The organism is Polaromonas sp. YR568, assembly GCF_943369675.1.
GTDB lineage: Bacteria > Pseudomonadota > Gammaproteobacteria > Burkholderiales > Burkholderiaceae_C > Polaromonas.
On record NZ_CALROB020000015.1, the window covers coordinates 67123 to 92442 of the forward strand.

The following is a 25320-nucleotide window of genomic DNA, read 5'->3' on the forward strand; positions in this document are numbered from 1 at the left end:
CCCGTGTTCATTCACGGGGGCGTTTTTGTTTGGGCTCCTGAATTTCGATACCCACGGCACGGGCGCGCAAGAGTGCCGAAAGACAACGAGAAAACCAGCCGTCCATAAAAAAACCCGCCGGGTCAGGGCGGGTTCTTTGAAGGAGACGCTGAATTACTTCAGCTTGATTTCCTTGTATTCCACGTGCTTGCGTGCCTTGGGATCAAACTTCATGATCAGCATCTTGTCGGGCGTGGTTTTCTTGTTCTTGGTGGTCGTGTAGAAGTGACCGGTGCCGGCAGTGGATTCCAGCTTGATTTTTTCGCGTGCGCCTTTTGCCATGATGGTGCTCCTTAAGCTTGGCCGCGTGCGCGCAGGTCTGCGAGCACGGTATCAATACCCTTCTTGTCGATCAGGCGCAGTGCAGCGCTCGAAACGCGCAGACGGATCCAGCGGTTTTCGGTCTCGACCCAGAAGCGGCGGTATTGCAGGTTCACGAGGAACCGGCGCTTGGTTTTGTTGTTGGCGTGGGAAACATTGTTTCCGACCATTGGGCCTTTGCCCGTTACTTCACATACGCGTGCCATGTGCACTCCAGTATTTTTACAGCAGTCATGTCGCAAGGCCTTTGCTGCCCGTCGTCATTCCTGCCTCACCTCGCCAGAATAGGGTGGCGGTAACCCGAGACTGCCAAACCCGGCCCTCTTATCGAAATTAGAGGGCGAATTTAGCAAAGCCTTGAATTATAAGGGATTTTTGGCTTACTCTGCCTGTTCCAGGAAACGCTGGGCGTCTAGCGCCGCCATGCAGCCGGTTCCGGCGCTGGTGATGGCCTGGCGGTAGACGTGGTCCTGCACGTCGCCAGCGGCGAACACGCCCGGTACGCTGGTCATCGTGGCAAAGCCCTGCAGCCCGGTTTTGGTGATGATGTAGCCGTCTTTCATGTCCAGCTGGCCGGCAAAGATGTCGGTGTTGGGCTGGTGGCCGATGGCGATGAAGCAGCCTTTGAGCGTAAGGTCTTGAGTCGCGCCGTTCTGGGCGCTTTTGAGCCGCACGCCGGTCACGCCCGAAGCGTCGCCGAGCACCTGGTCCAGCGTATGGTGCAGCTTCAGTTCGATCTTGCCGGCCGCGACCTTGTCGTGCAGTTTGTCGATCAGGATGGCCTCGGCCTTGAACTTGTCGCGGCGGTGCACCAGCGTGACCTTGCTGGCGATGTTGGACAGGTAGAGCGCTTCTTCTACGGCCGTATTGCCGCCGCCCACCACGCAGACTTCCTCGCCGCGATAAAAGAACCCGTCGCAGGTGGCGCAACCGGAAACGCCGCGGCCCATGAAGGCGCTTTCGGATTCCAGCCCCAGGTATTTGGCGGAGGCGCCGGTGGCGATGATCAGCGAATCGCAGGTGTAGGTGCCGCTGTCACCGGTCAGCGTGAAGGGGCGCTTGCTGAAATCGACCTTGTTGATATGGTCGAAAATAATTTCGGTCTTGAAACGTTCGGCATGTTCCAGGAAGCGCTGCATGAGGTCAGGCCCCTGCACGCCGTGCACGTCGGCCGGCCAGTTGTCGACATCGGTGGTGGTCATGAGCTGGCCGCCCTGCGCGATGCCGGTGATCAGCACCGGGTTGAGGTTGGCGCGCGCCGCGTAGACGGCAGCGGTATAGCCCGCGGGCCCTGAACCGAGGATGAGGACTCTGGAATGTTTCATGTTGAAAAACTGATTGGGAAAGTGTAAGAACTCGGGTAGAGTCATGCCGCATAAGCGCAGCGTAAGGTAAAAACTGCCGGCCAGTGCTTTTTGGGCAGCTGGTTTTGTAAATCAACTGCCATTGTAAGAACTCACGCGACTTGCCGTTGACTGTGAGGTTGGGAGATATCTGATATGACGACCATGGTGTCCAACCTGGAATTGATTCGCCGGGTGCCTCTTTTTTCTGTGTTGACGGCCGCCCAGGCCGCATCGGTCGCCGATACGGTGGTCAAGCGCCGCTTCAAGCGCGGCGAGCCCATCGTCGAACAGGGCAAAAAATCCAATGCCCTGTCCATCATCCTGACGGGTCGCGCCCGCGTGGTCACCACCGATGCGCGCGGCCGCGAAGTCATTTTGGCGACCATGCACCCCGGCGACTACGTTGGCGAGATGAGCCTGATCGACAACGAACCCCATTCGGCCACGGTGCGAGCCGAAATCCAGACCGATGCCCTGATCCTGGGCCGGCTTGAGTTCGCGCGTTGCCTGCCCGAAAACAGCTCCATGGCCTACGCCGTGCTCAAGGGCCTTGTGCAGCGCCTGCGCCACGCCGACCGCCAGATCGAGTCGCTGGCCTTGATGGACGTTTACGGCCGTGTGGCGAGGGCCCTGCTGGAATTCGCCAGCGACGACGGCGCCGGCAATACCGTGATCCGCGACAAGGTGTCGCGCCAGGACCTGGCCAAGATGGTCGGCGCTTCGCGCGAGATGGTCAGCCGTGTCATGAAAGACCTGGAAGAGCGCGGCTTCATCGAAACCCGGGACGACGGCTCTGTCCTGGTGAAAGAACGCTTGCACACCCTGGGTTAGCATTCCTCCGCTGACCGCCCGCCCGCCATCTGTTCTGGCGCCCGTGGCCCTTCAAAGCGCCCATCCAACTGCGGTAAGCTTAGCGACGGGCCATGACTTACTCACTCGACACACTGAACTCCAGAAATTCCCCCGCCACGGGCGCGCCCGGCGGCATCAAACGCTTTGCCCATGAAGTCAGCCTGATCCTGGGCCTGCTCGGCCTGGTTTTCTGGTTGGCCGCCTTGCTCAGTTATTCGCCTCAGGATGCGGCCTGGTCGACGTCCGGCACCGCGCAAGCCGTGGCTGGCGGCCACGCCGCAACCCTCAACTGGGGCGGGCGCCTGGGCGCCTGGCTGGCCGACGCCAGCTATTACCTGCTCGGCTTCTCGGTCTGGTGGGCGCTGGCCGCCGGCGGCCAGGCCTGGTTGAGGTCGCTGGCGCGCTGGTTGCGCGGCGAACCGGTGGCGGACGGGGAGTCCCACCGTATCCGTTTCTGGCTCAGCCTGGTGCTGCTGCTGGTTGCGTGCACGGCGCTGGAATGGTCGCGGCTTTACCGCTTTGAATTCAAGTTGCCCGGCCATGCGGGCGGGGCGCTGGGCTACCTGGTCGGCGCGATGGGCGAGAAGTGGCTGGGATTTGCGGGCTCCGGCCTGGTGTTCATCGCGCTCGGCGTGATCGCCGTGTCGGCGGTGTTCGGTTTTTCGTGGGCGCATGTGGCGCTGCGCGTCGGCGCCTGGATAGACAACCTGATTGACTCCCGCCGCGAAAAGCGCGAGATCGCCGAAGACCTGGCCTTCGGCAAGCTGGCCGCCCGCGAGCGTGAGGAAACGCTGATCGACGAGCGCATCGAAATCGAGGAGCACCACCCGGTGCCGGTGTTGATCGAGCCGGTGCTGGTCGACATTCCCAAAAGCGAACGCGTAGCCAAGGAGCGGCAAAAACCGCTCTTCAGCGAAATGCCCGACTCCAAGCTGCCGCAGGTCGACCTGCTCGACGGCGCATTGAGCCGCCAGGAAACCGTGGCGCCCGAGACGCTGGAGATGACTTCGCGCCTGATCGAGAAAAAGCTCAAGGATTTCGGCGTCGAGGTGCGGGTGGTGGCCGCCGCGCCCGGCCCGGTGATCACGCGCTATGAGATCGAGCCGGCCACGGGCGTAAAGGGTTCGCAGGTCGTCAACCTGGCCAAGGACCTGGCCCGCGCGCTGAGTTTGGTGTCGATCCGCGTGATTGAAACCATTCCCGGTAAAAACTACATGGCGCTGGAATTGCCCAACGCCAAACGCCAGTCCATCAAGCTCAGCGAAATCCTGGGCTCGCAGGTCTACAACGAAGCCAAGTCGCTGCTCACCATAGGTTTGGGCAAGGACATCAGCGGCGCCGCCGTGGTGGCCGACCTGGCCAAGATGCCGCACTGCCTGGTGGCCGGCACCACGGGCTCGGGCAAGTCGGTCGGCATCAACGCCATGATCTTGAGCCTGCTCTACAAGGCCGATGCGCGCGACGTGCGCCTGCTGCTGATAGACCCGAAGATGCTGGAGATGAGCGTCTACGAAGGCATTCCGCACCTGCTGGCCCCGGTGGTCACCGACATGCGCCAGGCCGCCCACGGCCTGAACTGGTGCGTGGCTGAAATGGAAAAGCGCTACAAGCTCATGAGCAAACTGGGCGTGCGCAACCTGGCCGGCTACAACACCAAGATCGACGAAGCCAAGGCCAAGGGCGAATTCATCTACAACCCCTTCAGCCTCACACCCGAGCAGCCCGAGCCGCTGGAGCGCCTGCCCTACATCGTGGTGGTGATCGACGAGCTGGCCGACCTGATGATGGTGGTCGGCAAGAAAATCGAGGAACTGATCGCCCGCCTGGCGCAAAAAGCACGCGCCGCCGGCATCCACCTGGTGCTGGCCACCCAGCGGCCCAGCGTGGACGTCATCACCGGCCTGATCAAGGCCAACATCCCGACCCGCCTGTCCTTCCAGGTCAGCAGCAAGATCGACAGCCGCACCATCCTGGACCAGATGGGCGCCGAGGCCTTGCTGGGAATGGGTGACATGCTTTACATGCCGAGTGGTACAGGCTTTCCAATCCGGGTGCATGGTGCGTTTGTGAGTGATGACGAAGTGCACCGCGTGGTGGCTTACCTCAAGCAGCAGGGCGAACCCAATTACATCGACGGCGTGCTTGAAGGCGGCACGGTCGACGGTGAAGACGGCGACTTGCTCGGCGACGGCGGCAATGGCGGAGGCGGCGAGAAAGACCCGATGTACGACCAGGCCGTGGAAGTCGTGCTGAAAAACCGCAAGGCCAGCATTTCGCTGGTGCAGCGTCACCTCAAGATCGGCTACAACCGCGCCGCGCGGCTGGTCGAAGATATGGAAAAAGCCGGGCTGGTCAGCGCCATGAGCGGCAGCGGCCAGCGCGAAATCCTGGTGCCCGCAAGGGCGGAGTGACGATCATGATGAAAAAATATGTTGCGATGATTCTGACGGCGGCTTGCGCGCATTCCGCCTGGGCCAACGGCCTTGAAAGCCTGGAGGCTTTCGTGAAGACCGTGAGCAGCGGCCGCGCCGAGTTCAGCCAGGTCGTCACCGCGCCGGCCAGGGACGGGCAGGCCGCGCGCAGCAAGACCTCCACCGGCACCTTTGAGTTTTCGCGGCCCAACCGCTTTCGTTTCATTTATAAAAAGCCGTTTGAGCAAAGCATCGTGGCCGACGGCCAGACGCTGTGGCTGTATGACACGGACCTGAACCAGGTCACCTCGCGCAAGCAGTCCAGCGCGCTGGGCTCCACGCCTGCGGCCCTGATTGCGGCCGCGCCTGATTTGCGCGCCCTGCAGGCGGACTTCGCCCTGGCTGCGGCACCGGACGCCGACGGCCTGCAATGGGTGGTGGCCACGCCCAAGACCAAAGACGGCCAGCTGCAGTCGGTGCGCGTGGGTTTTCGCCCTGGTGAAAAATCCTCGGGCCTGGCCGCGCTCGAGATCACCGACAGCTTCGGCCAGCGCTCCGTGCTGACCTTCAGCAAGGTGGAGGTCAATCCCAACCTGCCGGCCGACACCTTTCGCTTCACGCCGCCCAAGGGCGCGGACGTGATCCGGCAGTAAGCCGGATCAGGGCGTTCAGGCCACCGGGGGCTTGGGAAGCCGCTGCGCCGGGTCGTAGAAGAACGTCTCTTCCGCGATGCGCTCGCCTTCCCAGCGTTGCCAGGCGAGCTCTTCCATCTCGGTGCGGCTGCCGTCCTGCCATTCAAAGCGGAAGATCCACCGAATCACCACATGGTCGCCCTGCAGCAAGGCGGGGCGCACGCAGGTCGAGGTCAGCGATTTCGCTCTTTCCATCACCTTTTGCTCGCCCAGCACCAGCTTGTCGCGACCGACGCGCGGAGCGCCCTGGTTTTCCTGCATGGATGCGTTCTCGGTGTAGAACTCCTCAATGGCTTCGGCATGGGCGTTTTGCTCCACGCGCGCGATAAATCGTTCCAGTGTTTCGGGGCTAGGCATGGAGTTCTTTCGGGAGGATGTGATGGGGTTGTACACGACTTGACCCGACCCTGCAGCCGGCCGGGCGCGTGGCTTAGACTCATGGCATCCCAGTTCATCATCCCCTGATCTCCAGCCCTCTCGTGAAAGCCGCGCCCTCCACCCACCAGCCCCTGGCCGAACGCCTGCGCCCGCAAAACCTCGGCGAAGTCATAGGCCAGCAGCATTTGCTGGGCGAGGGCATGCCGCTGCGCATCGCCTTCGAGTCCGGCCAGCCGCACAGCTGCATTCTCTGGGGGCCGCCCGGCGTCGGCAAGACCACCATTGCGCGGCTCATGGCCAGCAGCTTTGACGCGCACTTCATCACCATCTCGGCCGTGCTGGGCGGCGTCAAGGACATCCGCGAGGCGGTGGAGCAGGCGAGCATCTGGCAGGCGCAAAGCGGGCGCCGCACCATCGTGTTCGTCGACGAGGTGCACCGTTTCAACAAAAGCCAGCAGGACGCGTTTTTGCCGCATGTGGAGAGCGGCCTTTTCACCTTCATAGGCGCCACCACCGAAAACCCCTCCTTCGAGGTGAACTCGGCCTTGCTGTCGCGCGCCGTGGTCTACGTGCTGCAGCCGCTGGGCGAGGCGGACTTGAAGCAGATCGTGGCCAAGGTCCTGGCGGAAAAAGCGCTGCCGGCGATTGCATCCATCGCCGATGAAGCCGCCGACCGCCTCGTAGCCTATGCCGACGGCGACGCCCGGCGCCTGCTCAACACGCTGGAATCGCTCAGCGTCGCGGCCAAGGCCGAAAAAGTCACCGACGTCAGCGACGCCTGGCTGCTGAAAGTGCTGGGCGAGCGCCTGCGCCGCTACGACAAGGGCGGCGAGCAGTTCTACGACACCATTTCGGCCCTGCACAAGTCGGTGCGCGGCTCCGACCCCGATGCCGCGCTCTACTGGTTCATGCGCATGCTGGACGGCGGCGCCGAGCCGCGCTACATGGCGCGCCGGCTGGTCCGCATGGCCAGCGAAGACATAGGCCTGGCCGACCCGCGGGCGCTGCGCATGGCGCTGGACGCCGCCGAGGTCTATGAGCGCCTGGGCTCCCCGGAGGGCGAGCTCGCGCTGGCCCAGTGCGTGATTTACCTGGCGGTGGCGCCCAAGTCCAACGCGGTCTACAAGGCCTTCAACGAAGCCAAGGCCTTCATCAGCAAGGACGGCACCCGCCCGGTGCCTTTGCATTTGCGCAATGCACCAACAAAGCTCATGAAGCAACTCGATTACGGCAAAAACTACCGTTACGCCCACGACGAGGAAGACGGCTTTGCCGCCGGGGAAAACTACTTTCCCGAGGGCATGGCGCCCCCCGGCTTCTACCGGCCCGTCAACCGGGGGCTGGAGATACGCATTGCTGATAAGCTGAATGAGCTGAAATTAAAGAACAATAAGAACGACTAATAAAAAACAAAAGCCGCTGATAAAGGCTGATTCGGCCCGGAAAATTCACTTTCTCAAGGGTAAACCCCGCGTAAAGCGCGGCGCTGGCTCGATTCTCGCTAGAGACGCTTGGCTACAATTTGCGGATTAGCTCGCCAACTTCACCAGCCATCCGGCTTTGATAGGCGGGCTTTTTGTTAACTCGCGCCAGCCGCCGGTGATCCCGGCGTAAGGCGGCCGCCAGGCGGAGTTCACAATTTCAATCAATCGGACGGGAGAGTGAGTTATGGAAGTATTGCTACAGCAGATCATCAACGGTCTGGTCCTGGGCAGCATGTATGCCCTGATCGCGCTGGGCTACACGATGGTGTACGGCATCATCAACCTGATCAATTTTGCGCACGGCGAGGTTTTGATGGTGGGCGCGCTCACCAGCTGGACCATCATCGGTCTGATGCAGAGTTCCATGCCGGGAACGCCCGGCTGGCTGATCCTGCTGATATCGCTGCTGATCGCCTTTGTCGTCTGCGGCGCCCTGAATTTCGCGATTGAAAAAATCGCCTACCGGCCGCTGCGAAATTCCCCCAAACTGGCCCCGCTGATCACCGCCATCGGCATGTCGCTGCTGCTGCAGACGCTGGCCATGATGATCTGGAAGCCCAATTACAAGCCTTATCCCACCCTGCTGCCTAGCGAGCCCTTCCAGGTCGCCGGCGCCGTCATCACGGTGACCCAGCTCTTTATCCTGGGTGCCACGGTTGTATCCCTTTCCATCCTCATGTGGCTGGTCCATTACACCAAGCTGGGCCGCGCCATGCGGGCCACCGCCGAAAACCCGCGCGTGGCGGCGCTCATGGGCGTCAAGCCCGACACCGTCATTTCGGCCACCTTCATCATCGGCGCCGTGCTGGCGGCGCTGGCCGGCGTCATGTACGCCTCCAACTACGGCACGGTGCAGCACACCATGGGTTTCCTGCCCGGCCTGAAAGCCTTCACGGCGGCCGTTTTCGGCGGCATCGGCAACCTGGGCGGCGCGGTGCTGGGCGGCATCCTGCTGGGCCTCATCGAATCGATTGGCGCGGGCTACATCGGTCCGTTGACGGGCGGCGTGCTGGGTAGCCAGTACTCCGACATCTTCGCCTTTATCGTGCTGATTTTTGTCCTCACGCTGCGGCCTTCAGGCCTGCTCGGTGAGCGTGTAGCGGACCGGGCGTAAGGCCTGTCCATCCGTACACAAGGAGAACATTCATGAATACCACGCAATCCAAAAAACTGGTGACCTTCCTGGTCGTCGCGGCGGCGCTGCTGGTGCTGCCCCTGATCCTGCAACAGGGCGGCAACGCCTGGGTGCGCATCGTCGACATGGCGCTGCTTTACGTGCTGCTGGCCCTGGGCCTGAACATCGTGGTCGGCTACGCCGGCTTGCTGGACCTCGGCTACGTCGCCTTCTTCGCCGTCGGCGCCTACCTGTTCGCGCTGCTGGGTTCGCCCCACCTGGCCGAAGCCTTCCCCTGGATCGCCAAGGACTTCCCGAACGGGCTGCACCTGCCGATCTGGGCCATCATTCCGGCCGCCGCGGCGCTCGCCGGTTTCTTCGGCGTGATGCTGGGCGCCCCGACGCTCAAGCTGCGCGGCGACTACCTGGCCATCGTGACGCTGGGTTTCGGTGAAATCATCCGCGTGTTCCTGAACAACCTGGACCGCCCGATCAACCTGACCAACGGCCCCAAAGGCATCAACCAGATCGACTCGATGAAGTTCTTTGGCTTCGACCTGGGCAAGCCGCATGAGTTCTTCGGCTTCGAGGTCAACTCGGTGTCGATGTACTACTACCTGTTCCTGGTGCTGGTGATCGTCTCGGTCGTCATCTGCCACCGCCTGGAAAACTCCCGCATCGGCCGCGCCTGGATGGCCATCCGCGAAGACGAAATCGCCGCCAAGGCCATGGGCATCAACACCCGCAACCTGAAGCTGCTGGCCTTCGGCATGGGCGCCACCTTCGGCGGCGTGTCCGGCTCGATGTTCGCCGCCTTCCAGGGTTTCGTCTCGCCCGAATCCTTCAGCCTGATGGAGTCCGTCATGATCGTCGCCATGGTGGTGCTGGGTGGCATCGGCCACCTGCCCGGCGTCATCCTGGGCGCCTTGCTGCTGGCCGCATTGCCTGAAGTGCTGCGCCACGTCGCCGGCCCGCTGCAGGCCATGACCGACGGCCGCCTCGACTCCGCCATCCTGCGCCAGCTGCTGATCGCGCTGGCCATGATCACCATCATGCTGATGCGGCCGCGCGGCCTCTGGCCTTCGTCGGAGCACGGCAAGTCGCTCAACAAGGCTGTCGGCAAAGATCCCATCCAGTCAATCAATCCCTAAGGAGAATGGACATGAGCGAAACCATTCTTAAAGTCTCCGGTGTTTCCAAGCGCTTCGGCGGTTTACAGGCCCTGAGCGACGTCGGCATCCACATCCAGCGCGGTCAGGTTTACGGCCTGATCGGCCCCAACGGCGCCGGCAAGACCACCTTCTTCAACGTGCTGACCGGCCTTTACACGCCCGACAGCGGCACCTTCGAGCTCGCCGGCAAGGCCTACAAGCCGACCGCCGTGCACGAAGTGGCCAAGGCCGGCATTGCCCGCACCTTCCAGAACATCCGCCTCTTCGCCGACATGACGGCGCTGGAAAACGTGATGGTCGGCCGCCACATCCGTACCAAGTCCGGCCTCATGGGCGCCGTGCTCCGCACGCCCGGCTTCAAGCAGGAAGAAGCGGCGATTGCCAAGCGTTCGCAGGAACTGCTCGACTACGTCGGTATCGGCAAATACGCCGACTTCAAGGCGCGCACCCTGAGCTACGGCGACCAGCGCCGCCTGGAAATCGCCCGGGCCCTGGCCACCGACCCGCAACTGATCGCGCTCGACGAACCGGCCGCCGGCATGAACGCCACCGAAAAAGTGCAACTGCGCGAACTGATAGACCGTATCCGCAAGGACAACCGCACCATTTTGCTGATCGAGCATGACGTCAAGCTGGTCATGGGCCTGTGCGACCGCGTCACCGTGCTCGACTACGGCAAGCAGATCGCCGAAGGCGCGCCCGCCGACGTACAAAAAGACGAAAAAGTGATCACCGCCTATCTGGGCACCGGTCATTGAAGGAAAGCAAGAACATGGCAGCAAACACACTCCTCAAAGTGACCGGCCTGAAGGTCGCCTACGGCGGCATCCAGGCGGTCAAGGGCGTTGACTTCGAAGTCCACGACGGCGAACTGGTCACGCTGATCGGCTCCAACGGCGCCGGCAAGACCACCACCATGAAGGCCATCACCGGCACCCTGCCGATGCTGGACGGCGACATCGAATACCTGGGTAAAAGCATCAAGGGCCGCGGCGCCTGGGACCTGGTCAAGGAAGGCCTGGCCATGGTGCCGGAAGGCCGCGGCGTGTTCACCCGCATGACGATCACCGAAAACCTGCAGATGGGTGCCTACATCCGCAGCGACAAGGCCGGCATCGCCGAAGACATCGAGAAGATGTTCGTGCTGTTCCCGCGCCTGCGCGAGCGCAAGGACCAGCTGGCCGGCACCATGTCCGGCGGCGAACAGCAGATGCTGGCCATGGGCCGCGCGCTGATGAGCCGTCCCAAGGTGCTGCTGCTGGACGAGCCGTCCATGGGGCTGTCGCCCATCATGGTCGACAAGATCTTCGAAGTCGTGAAAGACGTCTCGTCCCGCGGCGTGACGGTGCTGCTGGTCGAGCAGAACGCCAGCCGCGCGCTGGGCATCGCCAACCGCGGCTACGTCATGGAGTCGGGCAACGTCACCATGAACGGCGACGCGAAAGAACTGCTCAACGACCCGCGTGTCCGGGCCGCCTACCTCGGCGAATAACCTGAAGTACCCCGCATGCCGGATGGCGCTGCGGGCCCCTTATTACAGCCGTAACCGTGGCGAAGCGGCGCGGGGGTACAAATCCCTTGTGACGCCAAATCTTTGGGCATAGAGTTCAAAAGGTGCGCACCAGGCGCACCTTTTTTCCGAACTCTGGGAGCTGAATATGAACCCATCCATTGTCCGTACCGCCGCCGTGATCCTGGCCTTTCTGGCCTCGTCCCTGTTCACGGGCGCTTCCGCCCAGTCCCTGCGCTGCAAGGGCGACCTGGCGCAGATCGGCAACTCAAAAGGGACCATCCTGCAAAAATGCGGCGAGCCCGTCATGAAAGACAGCTTCTGCAAACCCGCGCAGGAAACGGTGACCGGCGCGCCCATCATCTCCGGCAACAGCAGCAACGTCACCAACATCACCGTCAATAGCTGCGTGCAGGTCGAAGAGTGGACTTACAACCCGGGTTACGGGCAGTTCATGACCATGCTGCTGTTTGAGGGCGGTTCGCTTGCGAGCATCCGGTATGGTGAGCGTGTAACTAGATAAGCCCCCACGCTTTTCACTTCGTGTAATGCGCTCCCCCCGAGGGGGCCGCTGCGCCTGCGGCCCCTGCTTGAAAAGGCAGGGCATACGGCGGTGCGCAATTAAAAAAAGGCCGGCCCTTTGCGGGAGCCGGCCTTTTTTAATGGACGCCGGATCTGGTCCGGGCCCCGGTTCAGTCCACCTTCGCGCCGGAGGCCTTCACCACTTTTTCATACTTGGCGAGTTCGCTTTTCATGAAGGCGCCGAACTGCTCGGGTGTGCTGGCCACGGGCTCGGCCATCAGTGTGGCGAAGCGGGTCTTGGCTTCGGGGGAGTTCAGCGCGGCGACAAAGGCCTGGTTGAGTTTGGCCACCACGTCTTTCGGCGTGCCGGCGGGCGCCACGAGGCCCCACCAGGTGTCGATCTCGAAGCCCTTGAGCGTTTCGGCGACCGTGGGCACGTCGGGCAGCAGGGCGCTGCGCTGGGCCGTCGTCACCGCCAGCGCCTTGAGCTTGCCGGCCTTGATGTTGGCCGAGGCGGTGGCGAGGTTGTCGAAGTTGAAATCCACCTGGCCGCTGAGCAGCGCCAGCTGCGCGGGGTTGCCGCCGTTGTAGGGAATGTGCAGCGCAAAAATGCCGGCCCGCGCCTTGAACATCTCGCCGGCCAGGTGGCCCGCGCTGCCGTTGCCGCCGCTGGCGTAGTTGAGTTTGGCCGGGTTGGCCTTGGCGTACTTGATGAGGTCGGCCAGCGTGTGGATGCTCAGGCGCTGCGCGGTCTCGGCGTTGATCACCAGCACATTGGGCACGCGCACCATCTGCGTGATGGGTGCGAAATCGGTGGCCGCGTTGTAGGGCATCTTGCTGTAAAGCCAGGGGTTGATGGCATGCGTGGCCACCGCGGAAATGCCGATCGTGAGCCCGTCGGGCGGCGCCTTGGCGATCGCGTCGACACCGATGTTGCCGCCGCCGCCCGGCTTGTTTTCAATGATGACGGTGCCCAGCGAGTCTTTCACGCGCTCGGCCATCAGGCGGGCTGTCACGTCGATGGGGCCGCCGGCGGCGTACGGCACGATGATGCGCATGACCTTGGACTGGGCCAGCGCCGCGGGCGACGACAGGGCCGCGCCGGCCATGAAAAGTACGGCCAGGCTTTTGGCGAGCAGGGAGGGCAGGGTAGACATGGTGAGGGTGGGGCGGGTGTTCATGGCCTCTATTGTTGCAAAAAACCGCGCGGCGCCGCTGCCGGGCGCTTCACCCGGATTCTTGCCCGGATCGGGCGCCTATTAAAAAAGCCCCGGCTGACGAATCAGCCGGGGCGTTTCTTGTTCTTCTTCTTTATTCTTCTTGTTTGTCGGGGCGTGCCACCGGGGTTTAGGCTCAGGTCTCCGCGGGCACGGTAGCCTGTGCCTTTTCCTTCTCGGTCACAAAAGAGTCGGCATAAAACTCGTCGTCCGGCAGGCCGGCGGCAATGTAGGCGGCCTGGGCCGAGTCCACCACGATGGGCGCGCCGCAGGCATAGACCTGGTGGCCCGACAGGTCGGCAAAATCCTCGAGCACAGCCTGGTGGACAAAGCCGGTCCGGCCCGTCCAGTTGTCCTCGGGCAGGGCGTTGGAGACCACCGGCACATAAGTCAGATTCGGCATTTCGGCCGTCTTGGCCTTGACCCACTCGTCCATGTACAGGTCGGCCGGGCGGCGACCGCCCCAGTAGAGCACGGCCGGGCGTGTGATGCCCTTGAACTGCAGGTGCTCGATCAGCGCCTTGATGGGCGCAAAGCCGGTGCCCGAGGCCAGCAGCACCATGGGCTTGCCGCTGTCTTCACGCAGGTAGAAGCTGCCGAAAGGGCCTTCGATGCGCAGGATTTCCTTTTCCTTCATCGGACCGAACACGTGCTCGGTGAACTTGCCGCCCGGCATGTGGCGGATGTGCAGTTCCACGCCCGGGTTCTCGGCCTGGGTGTGCGGCGCATTGCCCATGGAATAGGCGCGGCGGTCGCCGTCGCGCAGCAAAAACTCCACATACTGGCCGGCGTGGTATTTAAAGACGTCGCTGGCCGGCAACTGCAGGCGCACCAGCATCACGTCGTGCGAGGCCTTGGCCAGGCTGTTGATGCGCACCGGCATCTTTTTGACCGGGAAGGCGCTTTCGTCGGTGACGTGGCGCGATTCGATGACCACGTCGGAGTGCGCCGTGGCGCAGCAGGTGAGGATGAAGCCGGCGGCTTCTTCCTCGGGCGACAGGGCTTTGACCTGGTGGGCGCCGTGGGTCACCGTGCCTTCGAGCTTTTTCGATTTGCAGGAGCCGCAGGCGCCGTCCTTGCAGCCGTAGGGCAGGCCTATGCCCTGGCGGATGGCGGCGGCCAGCAGGGCTTCGTCCACCTGGGCAATGAAAGTCCGGCCGCTGGGCTGCACGGTCACGTTAAAGCTCATATTCGGTATCCTTGCGGTATCTGTTCTCGACCTGGCCGGTTTTTCCCGGCAACCCCCAATTTTGCCCTCAAATCTGACCCCCCTAGGTGCATTGCCTTTTCGCTTCCGCCGGGAGCGGATTTTGATCGTCGGCTGCGGCGACGTGGGCCTGCGCGCGGCCCGGCAATTGCCGCGCAATGCCCGGCTTTTGGCGCTCACCTCGTCGGCCGCGCGCGTGCCCGAATTGCGGGCCAGCCGCATCACGCCGCTGCAGGGCAACCTGGACGACGGCGCCTCGCTGCGCCGCCTGGCCGGGCTGGCCACCCGGGTGCTGCACCTGGCGCCGCCGCCCAACGACAAGCCCGACTGGCGCTGTGACCCGCGCACGCTGGCCCTGCTGCGCGCCCTGCGCCTGCGCAGCCTGCCGCGGTCCCTGGTCTACGCCTCCACCAGCGGGGTCTACGGCGACTGCGGCGGTGAATGGGTGCGCGAAACCCGGCCGCTGAACCCGCATACGCCGCGCGCCCAGCGCCGCGTGCATGCGGAGACGCACCTGCGCCTCTTCGGCCGCGCCACCGGCGCCCGCGTGCACCTGCTGCGCATCCCGGGCATTTACGCGCCCGACCGCGATGGCGGCACGCCGCGCGGCCGTCTGCTCAAAGGCACGCCGGTGCTGCGCGCCGAAGACGACGTCTACACCAACCACATCCACGCCGACGACCTGGCCCGCGCCTGCCTGGCGGCGCTGTGGCGCGGCAAGCCGCAGCGCGCCAGCAACGCCAGCGACGACACCGAACTCAAGATGGGCGACTACTTCGACCTGGCCGCCGGCCTCTACGGCCTGCCGCGCCCGCCGCGCCTGGCGCGCGACACGGCCCAGGACGAGCTTCCGCTGATGCTGTTGAGCTTCATGAGCGAGTCGCGCCGGCTGGACAACACGCGTCTCAAAAAGGAATTGCGGGTGCAACTGCACTATCCGACGGTGGCCCAGGGGCTGGTGGCGGGATAAACGCCTGCCTCAATTCAGGGCCGTCAATTCGTCGAATAGAGGCCTTTTTCCCCCGTTCCTCTCCGGGATGGCCCCGCGTTTTGTTGCTACCGTGCTTGAGCCAGTCTCTCCCGCATCTTGAGACGGAAGAGGCTGGCTGGAGACAACACCATGCAATTGGACAACTTGAAGGTCAGCACGCGGCTTGGGATGGGCTTCGGCCTGGTATTGCTGCTGACGGCCGGCCTGATGGCCGTGGGCCTGACCCACATGGCCGGCGCCGAGGGCGGTGACGGTTGGTCGCGCGCGGGGGCCGCGGCGACGCTCGGCACCTGGTCACAGGCCAACGCGCGCGCGACCCTGGAGCTGTCCCTGGCAGGCGATGCCGCACAGGCGGCCGCCCTGCGCCAGCAAATCGCGGCCGGCGAAAAAGCCGCAGCGGATGCGCTGGCGGCACTCGACGGTGGCGTGCCGCCTGCCGAAGAGAAAGCCTTGCTCGCGCGCGTGCGCGGCGCGCAGGCGTCCCATGCGCAGGCCCTGGGAAAAATCAACAAACAATTCGAAGCCGGCGACCGTGAGGGCGCTGCCCGCGCTTGGACGGGCGAAGCGCGCCCCACGCTGGACCGGCTGCAGCAGGAGCTGGCCGCGTTGACGGCTTTGCAGGCACGCCAGGCCCAGTCCGGTATCGCATCGGCGCAGCGCTGGATGGTAGCGCTCGGCCTGGCCGCCCTGCTGGTCGGCTGCGTGGCGGCCTGGCGCCTGGGCCGCGGCATTGCGCAGCCGCTCAATGAAGCCATTTATATCGCCGAAACCGTGGCGGCCGGCGACCTGAGCCAGGAATTCGCCACCGAACGCGGCGGCGATTTCGGCCGCCTGCTGGGCGCCCTGGGTGACATGGAAGACACGCTGACCGACCTGGTCAGCCGCATCAAGGGCTCGACCGACTCCATCACCATGGCGTCGCGCGACATTGCTGCCGGCAACGCCGACCTGTCGCGCCGCACCGAAGAGCAGGCCGCGTCGCTGGAAGAAACCGTCTCCAGCATGGAAGAACTGACCTCCACCGTCAGGCTCAACGCCGAGCACGCGCGCTCGGCCAGCGGGCTGGCGGCCAACGCCTCGGGCACGGCAGAACGCGGCGGCGCGGTGGTGGCCCAGGTGGTCGACACCATGGCGGCCATCAGCGGCAGCTCCAAAAAAATCGTGGACATCATTGCCGTCATCGAAGGCATCGCCTTCCAGACCAACATCCTGGCGCTCAACGCGGCGGTGGAAGCCGCCCGCGCGGGCGAGCAGGGCCGCGGCTTCGCGGTCGTGGCCAGCGAAGTGCGCGGCCTCGCGCAGCGCAGCGCCGAAGCGGCACGCGAGATCAAGACGCTGATCGCCGACTCCGTGGCCCACGTCGAGAACGGCTCCGAGCTCGTCGGCCAGGCCGGCCGCACCATGCAGGACATCGTGCAGGCCGTCAAGCGCGTGAGCAGCCTGCTTGAGCAGATATCCGCCGCGTCGGTCGAGCAGAGCAACGGCATCGAGCACGTGAACCAGGCCATGGTGCTGATGGACAAGGCGACGCAGCAAAACGCGGCGCTGGTCGAGCAGGCCTCCACGGCTGCCGCGTCATTGGCCGAGCAGACGCTGCAGCTGCAGGCGGCGGTCGATGAGTTCAAGCTGGACGCCGAGCCCGAAGCCGCGCCGTCGGCCGCGCTGCATTTCCAGGCGATAGGCAGGGACCTGCACCGCACGGCGCCCGTCCCGGCCTGAAGCCGTTCAGATACCCGGCGGTTTTTTCAGCGTCAGCATGCGGTCCTGGCCGCGCAGCACGATGGTCTTGATCTCCGCGCCCTGCAGCACCGTCAGGCGAATTTCCGCGTCGGGCGCGGCGTGGTCCCAGAGCTTTTTGTAAAACGCCTCCAGCGTCGCGACCTTCGCGTCGTCCACCGCCAGCACCACGTCGCCCGCCTCCAGCCCGGCCAGGTCCGCCGGGCTTTCCTTGCTCACGCGCAGGATCTGGATGCGCCCGCCCTGGTCGTTGGAGGTGATGCCCAGCCAGGGCCTGCGGCTCTTGGCGCTGTAGCCCGCGCGCTGCAGTTCGGCGAGGATGGGGCGCAGCAAATCCACCGGAACAAACATGTTGCCCGGCAACCGGCGGTTTTCGCCCGTCGCATCCGACACGAACAGCGAGCCTATGCCCATCAGCTCGCCCCGCTGGTTGAAGAGCGGCGCGCCGCTGTGGTTGCCACCGCTGGCCATCACCGGCGGGCTGGTGAACAGCGCCGATTCGATGTGGTATTCCCAGCTGCCTGAAAACGCGCGCCGGCTCACCAGCCGCGTCATGCTCACGTCGCCGTCATCGTCCGCCTGCGGGCCGGTCACCGCCATCAGCGGCTCGCCCGGCTGCAAATCCCGGCTGCTGCCCAATGACGCCACCGCTACGCCGCGCAGCGGCAGCAGCGGGCGCACCAGCCCGAAGCCCGTGGCCAGGTCGTAGGCCACGGCGCGGGCCGGCAGCGTTTTGTTGTCCTGGGTGACGACCTCGATCTGCTCGGCCTCCAGCATCAGGTAGCCGATGGTCAGGATCAGCCCGTCCTGGCTGATCAGCACGCCCGAGCCGGCGCGCCGCAGGCCCAGGGTTTCAGCCGACCGCGCGCCCTCCGTCGCCGTGACCTTGACGCCGACCACGGACGTCGTGGCTCGGGTCAGCGCATCGATCATGGCCTGCGCCGCCGGCGGCGGTGGCGTGGCCGCGTGGGCCGTGCCCAGCAGCAGGGTGCTGGAGAGGAGGAGACAGAGCCAATGACGCAAACGCAAGCTGCACATGACGGACTCCAGACGCGGCAAGAGGGCGCAGGCAAAGAGGAGAGGCCAGCCGCGTCTCAAGAATGCGCCTTATTAAATGGCGTTGCAAGCGGCAGGGTCAAAAAATCCGGCGGTAAAAAGTAACAGCCTTGGGCTGCCCGCCGCCGGGAATGAAAAAACAAAAAAGCCGTCCATGAGCAAGGTCATGAGACGGCTTTCGGGATGTGGTGCCCGGGGCCGGAATCGAACCGGCACGCCTTGCGGCGGGGGATTTTGAGTCCCCTGCGTCTACCAATTTCACCACCCGGGCTGGAATGAGCGAAGCCTCAAATTATGGCACAGTGTGGTCATGAACTATCCAACCATTGAAGACGCGATTGGCAAAACGCCATTGGTCGCGCTGCAAAGAATTTACGCCGCGGAGAACGCCGCACGCGGCAATGTCATCCTCGGAAAGCTCGAAGGCAACAACCCCGCCGGCTCGGTGAAAGACCGGCCGGCGCTGTCCATGATCAAGCGCGCCGAGGAGCGCGGCGACATCAAACCAGGCGACACGCTGATCGAAGCCACTTCGGGTAATACGGGTATTGCCCTGGCCATGGCGGCGGCGATCAAGGGCTACAAGATGGTCCTGATCATGCCCGAGGACCTGAGCATCGAGCGCGCCCAGACCATGAAGGCCTTTGGCGCCGAACTGATCCTGACGCCCAAAAGCGCCGGCATCGAATATTCCCGCGACCTGGCCGACCAGATGCAAAAAGAAGGCAAGGGCCGGGTGCTGGACCAGTTCGCCAATGCCGACAACCCGCGCATCCATTACGAGACCACCGGCCCCGAAATATGGACAGATACGTCAGGCAAGGTGACACATTTTGTCAGTGCCATGGGGACAACGGGCACGATCACCGGCGTTTCGCGCTACCTGAAGGAGAAAAACCCGGCCATCAAGATCATTGGCGCGCAACCCAGCGAGGGTTCGCGCATTCCCGGCATCCGCAAATGGCCGCAGGAATACCTGCCGAAGATTTACGACGCCAGCAAGGTCGACGAGCTGGTGCTGGTCAGCCAGGCCGACGCTGAAGACATGTGCCGGCGCATGGCGCGCGAGGAAGGCATTTTTGCCGGCATTTCGGCCGCCGGGGCCCTTTGGGTAGCTCAGGAAATTGCCAAGATCGTGAAGGATGCGGTGATCGTGTTTGTGGTCTGCGACCGCGGCGACCGTTACCTGTCCACCGGCGTGTTTCCGGCTTGAACCTCAACTGATATGCGTCCGCTGCTATTGAAGAAATAGCACGCGGCACGGTTTCTCCCGTTTTTTTCATCCTGAGCCGCCACCATGACCCACGAATTCCGGTTTTGCCCGAACTGCGCGACGCCGCTGGCCATGGTGTCCCAGATGGAGGACGGCGGCGAAAAGGCCAGGCTGCGCTGCCCGGCCTGCGGCTTCACCCACTGGAACAATCCCACGCCGGTACTGGCCGCGGTGATCGAATACCACGGCCAGGTGCTGCTGGCCCGCAACGCGGCCTGGACGGGCAAGATGTATGCGCTGATCACCGGCTTCATGGAAGCCGGCGAGACGCCGCAGGGCGGGATTGAGCGGGAAATCAAGGAAGAAACCAACCTGGATACGAGCTCGCTGGACCTGATCGGTGTCTACGATTTCCAGCGCATGAACCAGGTCATCATCGCCTACCACGCGGTTTGCACGGGGGACGTCAGCCTGTCGCCGGAACTGGTGGATTACCGGCTCTATGACCTCGACAAGATCAAATGCTGGCCGGCGGGCACGGGCTACGCGCTGGCCGACTGGCTGCGCACGCGCGGGCACGAGCCCGAGTTTGTGGAATGGGCCAAGCGAACCGAATAAGAAGGCCGCATGGGGTTAAGCCCGGTGAAGGGGCTTTGCGCTTTGCTTAAAATCGCGGCAACCCAAGGATTTCCATGAACATCGACAAAGAACTCGACACCCGCGGCCTGAACTGCCCGCTGCCCATCCTGAAAGCGAAAAAAGCGCTGACCGAAATGCTCAGCGGCCAGCTCTTGCGTGTGGTGTCCACCGATTCGGGCTCGACCCGGGATTTCCAGGCCTTTGCCAAACAGACCGGCAATGAACTCGTCGAGCAGCAGGTCGCCGGCAGCGACTTCATCCATGTGCTGAAACGGCGCTAAGCCGTCCAGCGCAGGGCCGTCAGGCCTGCTTGCGGCGTTCCCGGCCCGACCAGCCGATCTGCAGGTTTTCCAGGTAGTTCCTGAAATGAGCGCCCACTTCGGGGTGGTCCAGGGCCAGCTCGACCGTGGCTTCCAGAAAGCCTTCCTTGCTGCCGCAGTCGTAGCGTTTGCCCTCGTACTGCAGGGCGTAGACCGTCTCTTTGTCCAGCAGGCTTGAAATGCCGTCAGTGAGTTGCAGTTCGCCGCCCACACCGGCCTTCTGGCCGCGAATGTGCTCAAAAATCGCCGGCGTCAGGATGTAACGCCCGGCCACGCCCATGCGCGACGGCGCCATTTCAGGCGCAGGCTTTTCGACGATTTTCCGGACCTTCATCAGGCCTTTGCTGGCGCCGTCGGTGGCGACGATGCCGTAGCGGCGGGTCTGGTCCTGCGGCACTTCCTGCACCGCCAGAATGGACTGCTGCAATTCGTTGAACTGCTCGGCCATCTGGGCCAACACCGGCTTGCCGCCTTTGGGGCCGACCATCAGGTCATCGGCCAGCAAGACCGCGAAAGCTTCCTCGCCGACCAGGTGTTCGGCGCACAGAACAGCATGGCCCAGGCCCAGGGAACGAGGCTGGCGGACGTAAGAAAAATTCATGTCGTCCGGCTGGACGGAGCGCACCAAGGCCAGCAAAGCGTGCTTTTGCGCTACTTCCAGTTCATTCTCAAGCTCGTAAGCAGTATCAAAGTGATCTTCGATGGCCCGTTTATTGCGTCCTGTCACAAAAATCATGTGGCGGATGCCTGCCGCGTAAGCCTCTTCGACCGCGTACTGGATCAAGGGCTTGTCGACGACGGGGAGCATTTCTTTGGGCTGGGCCTTGGTGGCCGGGAGAAACCGGGTGCCGAGACCGGCTACCGGGAACACTGCTTTGTGTAATGTAAATTTTTGCATCGACTTTGATCGGGGAAAAGATTAGAGTGTTGCGTTGTTGAGACAATGGCAGGCGTCGGACAAACGCTTTACTTGACGTGGTCCGACGGCGCAATCTGCAGTCTGCAGGAAAAAGGACTCACTGGGTGGACATCTTACTTCTTGACGCACTCGTGCCGGAGGCCATGGCGTGGCTCGAGACCCGGCACAGCGTGGGATACCATCCCGAGCTCGCCGACGACCTGACCTCACTGCGCAAGATTGCCTACAAAACCAAGGGCATCGTCTTTCCCCGCCAGACCGTCGTCACGCGCGAATTCCTCGACTTCCTGCCCAAAATCCGGGCCGTGGGCCGCCTGCATGTGGGCACCGACAACACCGACCTCGAAGCCTGCAAGGAGCGCGACATCAAGGTCGTGCATGCCAGCAGCGCCAACGTGCGCTCCAACGCCGAATACCTGTTGAGCAGCCTGTTGCTGCTTTACCGCCGCGGCCTGGTGTCGGCCCTGATGGGGCGGCGCCACCCGACGACGCAGATGGGCCGCGAACTGCACGGCAGCACCGTGGGCATCCTGGGCCTGGCCCCGACGGCGCACACGCTGGCCGGCATGCTGAGCGGCCTGGGCGTGCGCCTGATCGGATACGACCCGGCGGTGCACCACACGGCGCCCATCTGGGAGCGCCTGCGCATACAACCGGTGTCATTGCCCGAGCTCGTGAGCCAGGCCGACGCGGTGTCGGTGCAGATGCTGTACGCCACGCGCTTTCGCGGTTTCGTGAATGAAAAACTGCTGGCGGGCTGCAAGCGCAACCAGCTGTGGGTGGGCATCAGCCGCAGCGAACTGTTCGACGAAACCGCGCTGGCCGCCGCGCTGTGCGACGGCCGCATCGAGGCCTGCATCCTCGACGGCGCCGAGGCCAGCTTCCTGGGCGACACCTCGCCGCTCAAGGGGCTGAAGAATTTGTTCGTCACGCCGCGCCTGGGTTCGCACACGCGCGAGGCGCGTCTGCGCTCGAGCTGGTATGTGGCGCACCGCATGCATGAAGCCATAGGCGCGGCGCAGCACAGCGGCATGGACCAGCTGTCCAGTGGGCCCATGGACCTGGAGCCCGGTGGGGTTTCCCCCTCCCAGTGGTCAGAGCCCGAATTCATGATCCGGTGACCACGCAGCCATAAAAAAAGCCCCGTTGATCGGGGCTTTTTTACGGGCGGCGTTTGCGCTTACTTCAACCGGGCCAGCTGCTCGCGGATCTTGTTCAGGGCTGCCTGGTTGTCCGCGAGACGCTTGCGTTCCTGTTCCAGCACCGCGGGCGGCACTTTGCTGACAAAAGCCTCGTTGGCAAGCTTGGCTTCGGACTTGGCGATCTCTGAGGTCAGGCGGGTCTCTTCTTTTTGCAGGCGAATTTTTTCCGCAGCCAGGTCGACCTCCATGTAAAGGCAGACGCGGGCTTCGCCCACGATGGCGACGGGCGCGGACTGCGCGGCCGCGGCCCATCCGGTTTCGCTGTCAAACACCTTGACGTCGCTGAGCTTGGCGAGCGATTTGAGCAAGGGCGCGACGCCGGTCATGAAGGCGCTGTCGCCCACCACGAAGAGCGGCAGGCGCGTGGCCGGCGAGACCTTCATCTCGCCGCGCAGGTTGCGGCAGGCGTCGACCAGGGTCTTGAGTTTGGTGACGTGGGCCTCGGCCTTCTCGTCGATCTTCTCGGGCTGGCTTTGCGGATAAGGCGCGACGCCGATGAACTTGCCGCTCTTGCCGGCGATGGGCGCCACGGTTTGCCACAGCTCTTCCGTGATGAAAGGAATCACCGGGTGCGCCAGGCGCAGGATGGCCTCCAGCGTGCGGATCAGCGTGCGGCGCGTGGCGCGCTTTTGCGCGTCGTTGCCCGTCTGTATCTGCACCTTGGCGATTTCCAGGTACCAGTCGCAGAACTCGTCCCAGACAAACTGGTAGATGCTGCCGGCGACGTTGTCGAGGCGGTACTCGGCAAAGCCCTTGGCCACGTCGGCTTCCACGCGCTGCATGGTCGATGAAATCCAGCGGTCGGCCTGCGAGAAGCTCAGGTAGTTGTGGAACTCGCCGCCGGGCGCGCATTGTTCCTTGGTGTGCTCTTCGAGCCCGCAGTCTTGCCCTTCGCAATTCATCAAGGTGAAGCGCGTGGCGTTCCAGAGCTTGTTGCAAAAGTTGCGGTAGCCCTCGCAGCGCTTGCTGTCGAAGTTGATGCTGCGGCCCAGGCTGGCGAGCGCGGCAAAGGTGAAACGCAGCGCGTCGGCGCCGTAGCCCGGAATGCCCGTGGGGAATTCTTTCTCGGTGTTCTTGCGCACCTGCGGCGCGGTCTCGGGCTTGCGCAGGCCTTGCGAGCGTTTTTCGAGCAAAGGCGCCAGCTCGATGCCGTCGATCAGGTCGACCGGGTCCAGCACATTGCCTTCGGACTTGCTCATCTTCTTGCCCTGGGCGTCCTTCACCAGGCCGTGGATGTACACGTCCTTGAAGGGCACCTGGCCGGTGAAGTGCGTGGTCATCATGATCATCCGGGTGACCCAGAAGAAGATGATGTCGTAGCCGGTGACCAGCACGCTGGAGGGCAGGAAGAGCGACAGCTCTTTGGTCTTCTCGGGCCAGCCGAGCGACGAAAAAGGCACCAGCGCCGATGAATACCAGGTGTCCAGCACGTCTTCATCGCGCGTGAGTTTTTTGCCGGGCGCCTGCTTTTGCGCTTCTTCTTCATTGGTGGCGACGTAGACCTTGCCGTCTTCGTCATACCAGGCCGGGATCTGGTGGCCCCACCAGAGCTGGCGCGAGATGCACCAGTCCTGGATGTTGTTCATCCACTGGTTGTAGGTGTTGACCCACTGTTCGGGCACAAACTTCACTTCGCCGCTGCTCACGGCGTCGCGCGCCTTCTGCGCAATCGACTTGCCGGTCGGGTCCTGGTCGCTGACCTTGCTGAGCGCGACAAACCACTGGTCGGTCAGCATGGGCTCGACCACCGCGCCGGTGCGCGCGCAGACCGGCACCATGTTTTTGTGCGGCACGGCTTTTTCGAGGAAGCCTTGGTCCTCCAGGTCCTTGAGCACGGCCTTGCGGCAGTCGTAGCGGTCCAGGCCCTGGTATTGCGCCGGGCCGTTTTCGTTGATCTTCGCGTCCAGCGTGAAGATGGTGATCAGCGGCAGGTTATGGCGCAGGGCGACCTGGTAATCGTTGAAGTCGTGCGCGCCGGTGATTTTCACGACGCCGCTGCCGAAGGCCGGGTCGACGTAGTCGTCGGTGATCACCGGGATCTTGCGGTCGCACAGTGGCAGGTCGACCATCTTGCCGACCAGGTGCTTGTAGCGCTCGTCGTCAGGGTGCACCGCCAGCGCGCCGTCGGCCAGCATGGTTTCGGGCCGCGTGGTGGCGATGTGCATGCCGCGCAGCGGCGAGCCGTCGGCGGCTTTCTGCGGGCCGTCGCTGAACGGGTATTCGATGTGCCACATGAAGCTGTCGCGCTCTTCGTTCTCGACTTCCAGGTCGGACACGGCGGACTTGAGGATCGGGTCCCAGTTCACCAGGCGCTTGCCGCGGTAGATCAGGCCCTGTTCATAGAGCTTCACAAAGGTCGAGGTCACCACTGTGGACATCTTCGGGTCCATGGTGAAGTATTCGTGCTTCCAGGCCACCGAGTCGCCCATGCGGCGCATCTGGCGCGTGATGGTGGTGCCGGACTCTTCCTTCCACTCCCACACTTTCGCAACGAAGTTCTTGCGGCCCAGGTCGTGGCGGCTTTTGCCTTCGCCCTGCAGCTTGCGTTCCACCACGATCTGCGTGGCGATGCCGGCGTGGTCGGTGCCGGGCACCCACAGCGTGTTGTGGCCGCGCATGCGGTGGTAACGCGTGAGCGAATCCATGATGGTCTGGTTGAAGGCGTGGCCCATGTGCAGCGTGCCCGTCACGTTGGGCGGCGGCAGCTGGATGGAGAAAGACGGCTTGGCCGCGTCCAGCGTGGGTTCGTACTGGCCGCTTTGCTCCCACTCGGGGCCCCAGCGGCTTTCAATGGCGGCCGGCTCGAAGGATTTGGCCAGGCTGTCCAGCCCCGGTGTCGGGACTTTGACGGCCTCCGCGGCGGGGGTGGCGGTATCGGCAAGGGCGGGGGCGGCAGCGTTGGTCATGGGGGCAATGAAAAACGGCATCGAGGGGATGCCGCCTTGGGTTGGGTGAAACTTCCTTGATTTTATTCGACT

24 protein-coding genes and 1 tRNA gene are annotated in these 25320 nt (G+C 63.7%); 15 read left to right on the forward strand and 10 right to left on the reverse strand.

Annotation, left to right across the window (positions count from 1 at the left end; translation table 11 throughout):
- Window positions 1–153 precede the first annotated feature (153 nt).
- The 3 genes from rpmG to trxB form a co-directional block, all read right to left on the reverse strand.
- The gene (gene rpmG / locus ACLV8F_RS10290; protein WP_007863188.1) at window positions 154–321 is read right to left on the reverse strand and encodes a 50S ribosomal protein L33; all 168 of its coding nucleotides are present in this window, start codon (window positions 319–321) and stop codon (window positions 154–156) included.
- An 11-nt stretch (window positions 322–332) separates the two neighbouring features.
- Entirely contained in the window at window positions 333–566 is a 234-nt protein-coding gene (rpmB, locus tag ACLV8F_RS10295; RefSeq protein WP_411881953.1) for a 50S ribosomal protein L28, read from the reverse strand.
- Window positions 567–740: 174 nt separating this feature from the next.
- Complete coding sequence (gene trxB, locus ACLV8F_RS10300) at window positions 741–1685, reverse strand: thioredoxin-disulfide reductase (RefSeq protein ID WP_411884130.1); 945 nt, start codon at window positions 1683–1685, stop codon at window positions 741–743.
- A gap of 174 nt (window positions 1686–1859) precedes the next feature.
- Between trxB and ACLV8F_RS10305 the strand changes: the two genes are divergently transcribed.
- The 3 genes from ACLV8F_RS10305 (at window position 1860) to lolA (ending at window position 5622) form a co-directional block, all read left to right on the forward strand.
- Window positions 1860–2537 carry a Crp/Fnr family transcriptional regulator gene (locus tag ACLV8F_RS10305; RefSeq protein WP_411884131.1) on the forward strand — a complete coding sequence of 226 codons (678 nt, stop codon included), beginning with the start codon at window positions 1860–1862 and terminating at the stop codon, window positions 2535–2537.
- Window positions 2538–2629: 92 nt separating this feature from the next.
- Entirely contained in the window at window positions 2630–4969 is a 2340-nt protein-coding gene (locus ACLV8F_RS10310; RefSeq protein WP_411884132.1) for a DNA translocase FtsK, read from the forward strand.
- Between the two features lie 8 nt (window positions 4970–4977).
- Window positions 4978–5622 (forward strand): outer membrane lipoprotein chaperone LolA, encoded by a 645-nt coding sequence (gene lolA, locus ACLV8F_RS10315; RefSeq protein ID WP_411884167.1) that lies wholly within the window; start codon window positions 4978–4980, stop codon window positions 5620–5622.
- A 15-nt stretch (window positions 5623–5637) separates the two neighbouring features.
- Here lolA and ACLV8F_RS10320 read toward each other — a convergent pair whose 3' ends face one another.
- Window positions 5638–6018, reverse strand: coding sequence for a nuclear transport factor 2 family protein (locus ACLV8F_RS10320; RefSeq protein ID WP_411884133.1), 381 nt, complete (start codon window positions 6016–6018; stop codon window positions 5638–5640).
- A gap of 122 nt (window positions 6019–6140) precedes the next feature.
- Here ACLV8F_RS10320 and ACLV8F_RS10325 point away from each other — a divergent pair, with 122 nt between their 5' ends.
- The 6 genes from ACLV8F_RS10325 to ACLV8F_RS10350 all read left to right on the forward strand — a co-directional run bounded on the left by ACLV8F_RS10325 (window position 6141) and on the right by ACLV8F_RS10350 (window position 11842).
- Complete coding sequence (locus ACLV8F_RS10325) at window positions 6141–7442, forward strand: replication-associated recombination protein A (protein ID WP_411884134.1); 1302 nt, start codon at window positions 6141–6143, stop codon at window positions 7440–7442.
- A gap of 265 nt (window positions 7443–7707) precedes the next feature.
- Entirely contained in the window at window positions 7708–8637 is a 930-nt protein-coding gene (locus ACLV8F_RS10330; RefSeq protein ID WP_411879065.1) for a branched-chain amino acid ABC transporter permease, read from the forward strand.
- A gap of 32 nt (window positions 8638–8669) precedes the next feature.
- The gene (locus ACLV8F_RS10335) at window positions 8670–9788 is read left to right on the forward strand and encodes an ABC transporter permease subunit (RefSeq protein ID WP_411884135.1); all 1119 of its coding nucleotides are present in this window, start codon (window positions 8670–8672) and stop codon (window positions 9786–9788) included.
- 11 nt (window positions 9789–9799) lie between these two features.
- A complete protein-coding gene (locus tag ACLV8F_RS10340; RefSeq protein WP_411884136.1) occupies window positions 9800–10567 on the forward strand; it encodes an ABC transporter ATP-binding protein in 768 nt (255 codons plus the stop codon).
- Window positions 10568–10581: 14 nt separating this feature from the next.
- Complete coding sequence (locus ACLV8F_RS10345) at window positions 10582–11301, forward strand: ABC transporter ATP-binding protein (protein WP_411884137.1); 720 nt, start codon at window positions 10582–10584, stop codon at window positions 11299–11301.
- A gap of 166 nt (window positions 11302–11467) precedes the next feature.
- The gene (locus ACLV8F_RS10350) at window positions 11468–11842 is read left to right on the forward strand and encodes a DUF2845 domain-containing protein (protein ID WP_411884138.1); all 375 of its coding nucleotides are present in this window, start codon (window positions 11468–11470) and stop codon (window positions 11840–11842) included.
- Window positions 11843–12011: 169 nt separating this feature from the next.
- Here ACLV8F_RS10350 and ACLV8F_RS10355 read toward each other — a convergent pair whose 3' ends face one another.
- Window positions 12012–12950, reverse strand: a complete 939-nt coding sequence (locus ACLV8F_RS10355; protein WP_411884168.1) for a Bug family tripartite tricarboxylate transporter substrate binding protein — start codon at window positions 12948–12950, stop codon at window positions 12012–12014.
- A gap of 244 nt (window positions 12951–13194) precedes the next feature.
- Window positions 13195–14247 carry a CDP-6-deoxy-delta-3,4-glucoseen reductase gene (locus ACLV8F_RS10360; RefSeq protein ID WP_411884139.1) on the reverse strand — a complete coding sequence of 351 codons (1053 nt, stop codon included), beginning with the start codon at window positions 14245–14247 and terminating at the stop codon, window positions 13195–13197.
- A gap of 61 nt (window positions 14248–14308) precedes the next feature.
- Between ACLV8F_RS10360 and ACLV8F_RS10365 the strand changes: the two genes are divergently transcribed.
- Together ACLV8F_RS10365 and ACLV8F_RS10370 are read left to right on the forward strand one after the other, a co-directional pair.
- Complete coding sequence (locus ACLV8F_RS10365) at window positions 14309–15235, forward strand: NAD-dependent epimerase/dehydratase family protein (protein WP_411884140.1); 927 nt, start codon at window positions 14309–14311, stop codon at window positions 15233–15235.
- A 150-nt stretch (window positions 15236–15385) separates the two neighbouring features.
- Window positions 15386–16975, forward strand: a complete 1590-nt coding sequence (locus ACLV8F_RS10370; protein ID WP_411884141.1) for a methyl-accepting chemotaxis protein — start codon at window positions 15386–15388, stop codon at window positions 16973–16975.
- Window positions 16976–16981: 6 nt separating this feature from the next.
- On the opposite strand, the gene ACLV8F_RS10375 is transcribed toward ACLV8F_RS10370, so the two are convergent.
- Together ACLV8F_RS10375 and ACLV8F_RS10380 are read right to left on the reverse strand one after the other, a co-directional pair.
- Window positions 16982–18031 carry a S1C family serine protease gene (locus ACLV8F_RS10375; RefSeq protein WP_411884142.1) on the reverse strand — a complete coding sequence of 350 codons (1050 nt, stop codon included), beginning with the start codon at window positions 18029–18031 and terminating at the stop codon, window positions 16982–16984.
- Window positions 18032–18235: 204 nt separating this feature from the next.
- Window positions 18236–18320 (reverse strand) — tRNA-Leu (locus ACLV8F_RS10380).
- 39 nt (window positions 18321–18359) lie between these two features.
- Here ACLV8F_RS10380 and cysM point away from each other — a divergent pair.
- From cysM to ACLV8F_RS10395, 3 genes are all read left to right on the forward strand, one after another.
- Window positions 18360–19262, forward strand: coding sequence for a cysteine synthase CysM (gene cysM, locus ACLV8F_RS10385; RefSeq protein WP_411884143.1), 903 nt, complete (start codon window positions 18360–18362; stop codon window positions 19260–19262).
- A gap of 84 nt (window positions 19263–19346) precedes the next feature.
- Complete coding sequence (locus tag ACLV8F_RS10390) at window positions 19347–19880, forward strand: NUDIX hydrolase (RefSeq protein ID WP_411884144.1); 534 nt, start codon at window positions 19347–19349, stop codon at window positions 19878–19880.
- A gap of 74 nt (window positions 19881–19954) precedes the next feature.
- Complete coding sequence (locus ACLV8F_RS10395) at window positions 19955–20182, forward strand: sulfurtransferase TusA family protein (protein ID WP_092130867.1); 228 nt, start codon at window positions 19955–19957, stop codon at window positions 20180–20182.
- A 19-nt stretch (window positions 20183–20201) separates the two neighbouring features.
- Here ACLV8F_RS10395 and galU read toward each other — a convergent pair whose 3' ends face one another.
- Window positions 20202–21119 carry a UTP--glucose-1-phosphate uridylyltransferase GalU gene (gene galU / locus ACLV8F_RS10400; protein ID WP_411884145.1) on the reverse strand — a complete coding sequence of 306 codons (918 nt, stop codon included), beginning with the start codon at window positions 21117–21119 and terminating at the stop codon, window positions 20202–20204.
- A gap of 125 nt (window positions 21120–21244) precedes the next feature.
- On the opposite strand from galU, the gene ACLV8F_RS10405 reads away from it, so the two are divergent.
- Window positions 21245–22261: an NAD(P)-dependent oxidoreductase gene (locus ACLV8F_RS10405; RefSeq protein ID WP_411884146.1), complete on the forward strand. Its 1017-nt coding sequence runs from the start codon at window positions 21245–21247 to the stop codon at window positions 22259–22261.
- Window positions 22262–22320: 59 nt separating this feature from the next.
- On the opposite strand, the gene ACLV8F_RS10410 is transcribed toward ACLV8F_RS10405, so the two are convergent.
- Window positions 22321–25269, reverse strand: a complete 2949-nt coding sequence (locus ACLV8F_RS10410) for a valine--tRNA ligase (RefSeq protein ID WP_411884147.1) — start codon at window positions 25267–25269, stop codon at window positions 22321–22323.
- Window positions 25270–25320 lie beyond the last annotated feature (51 nt).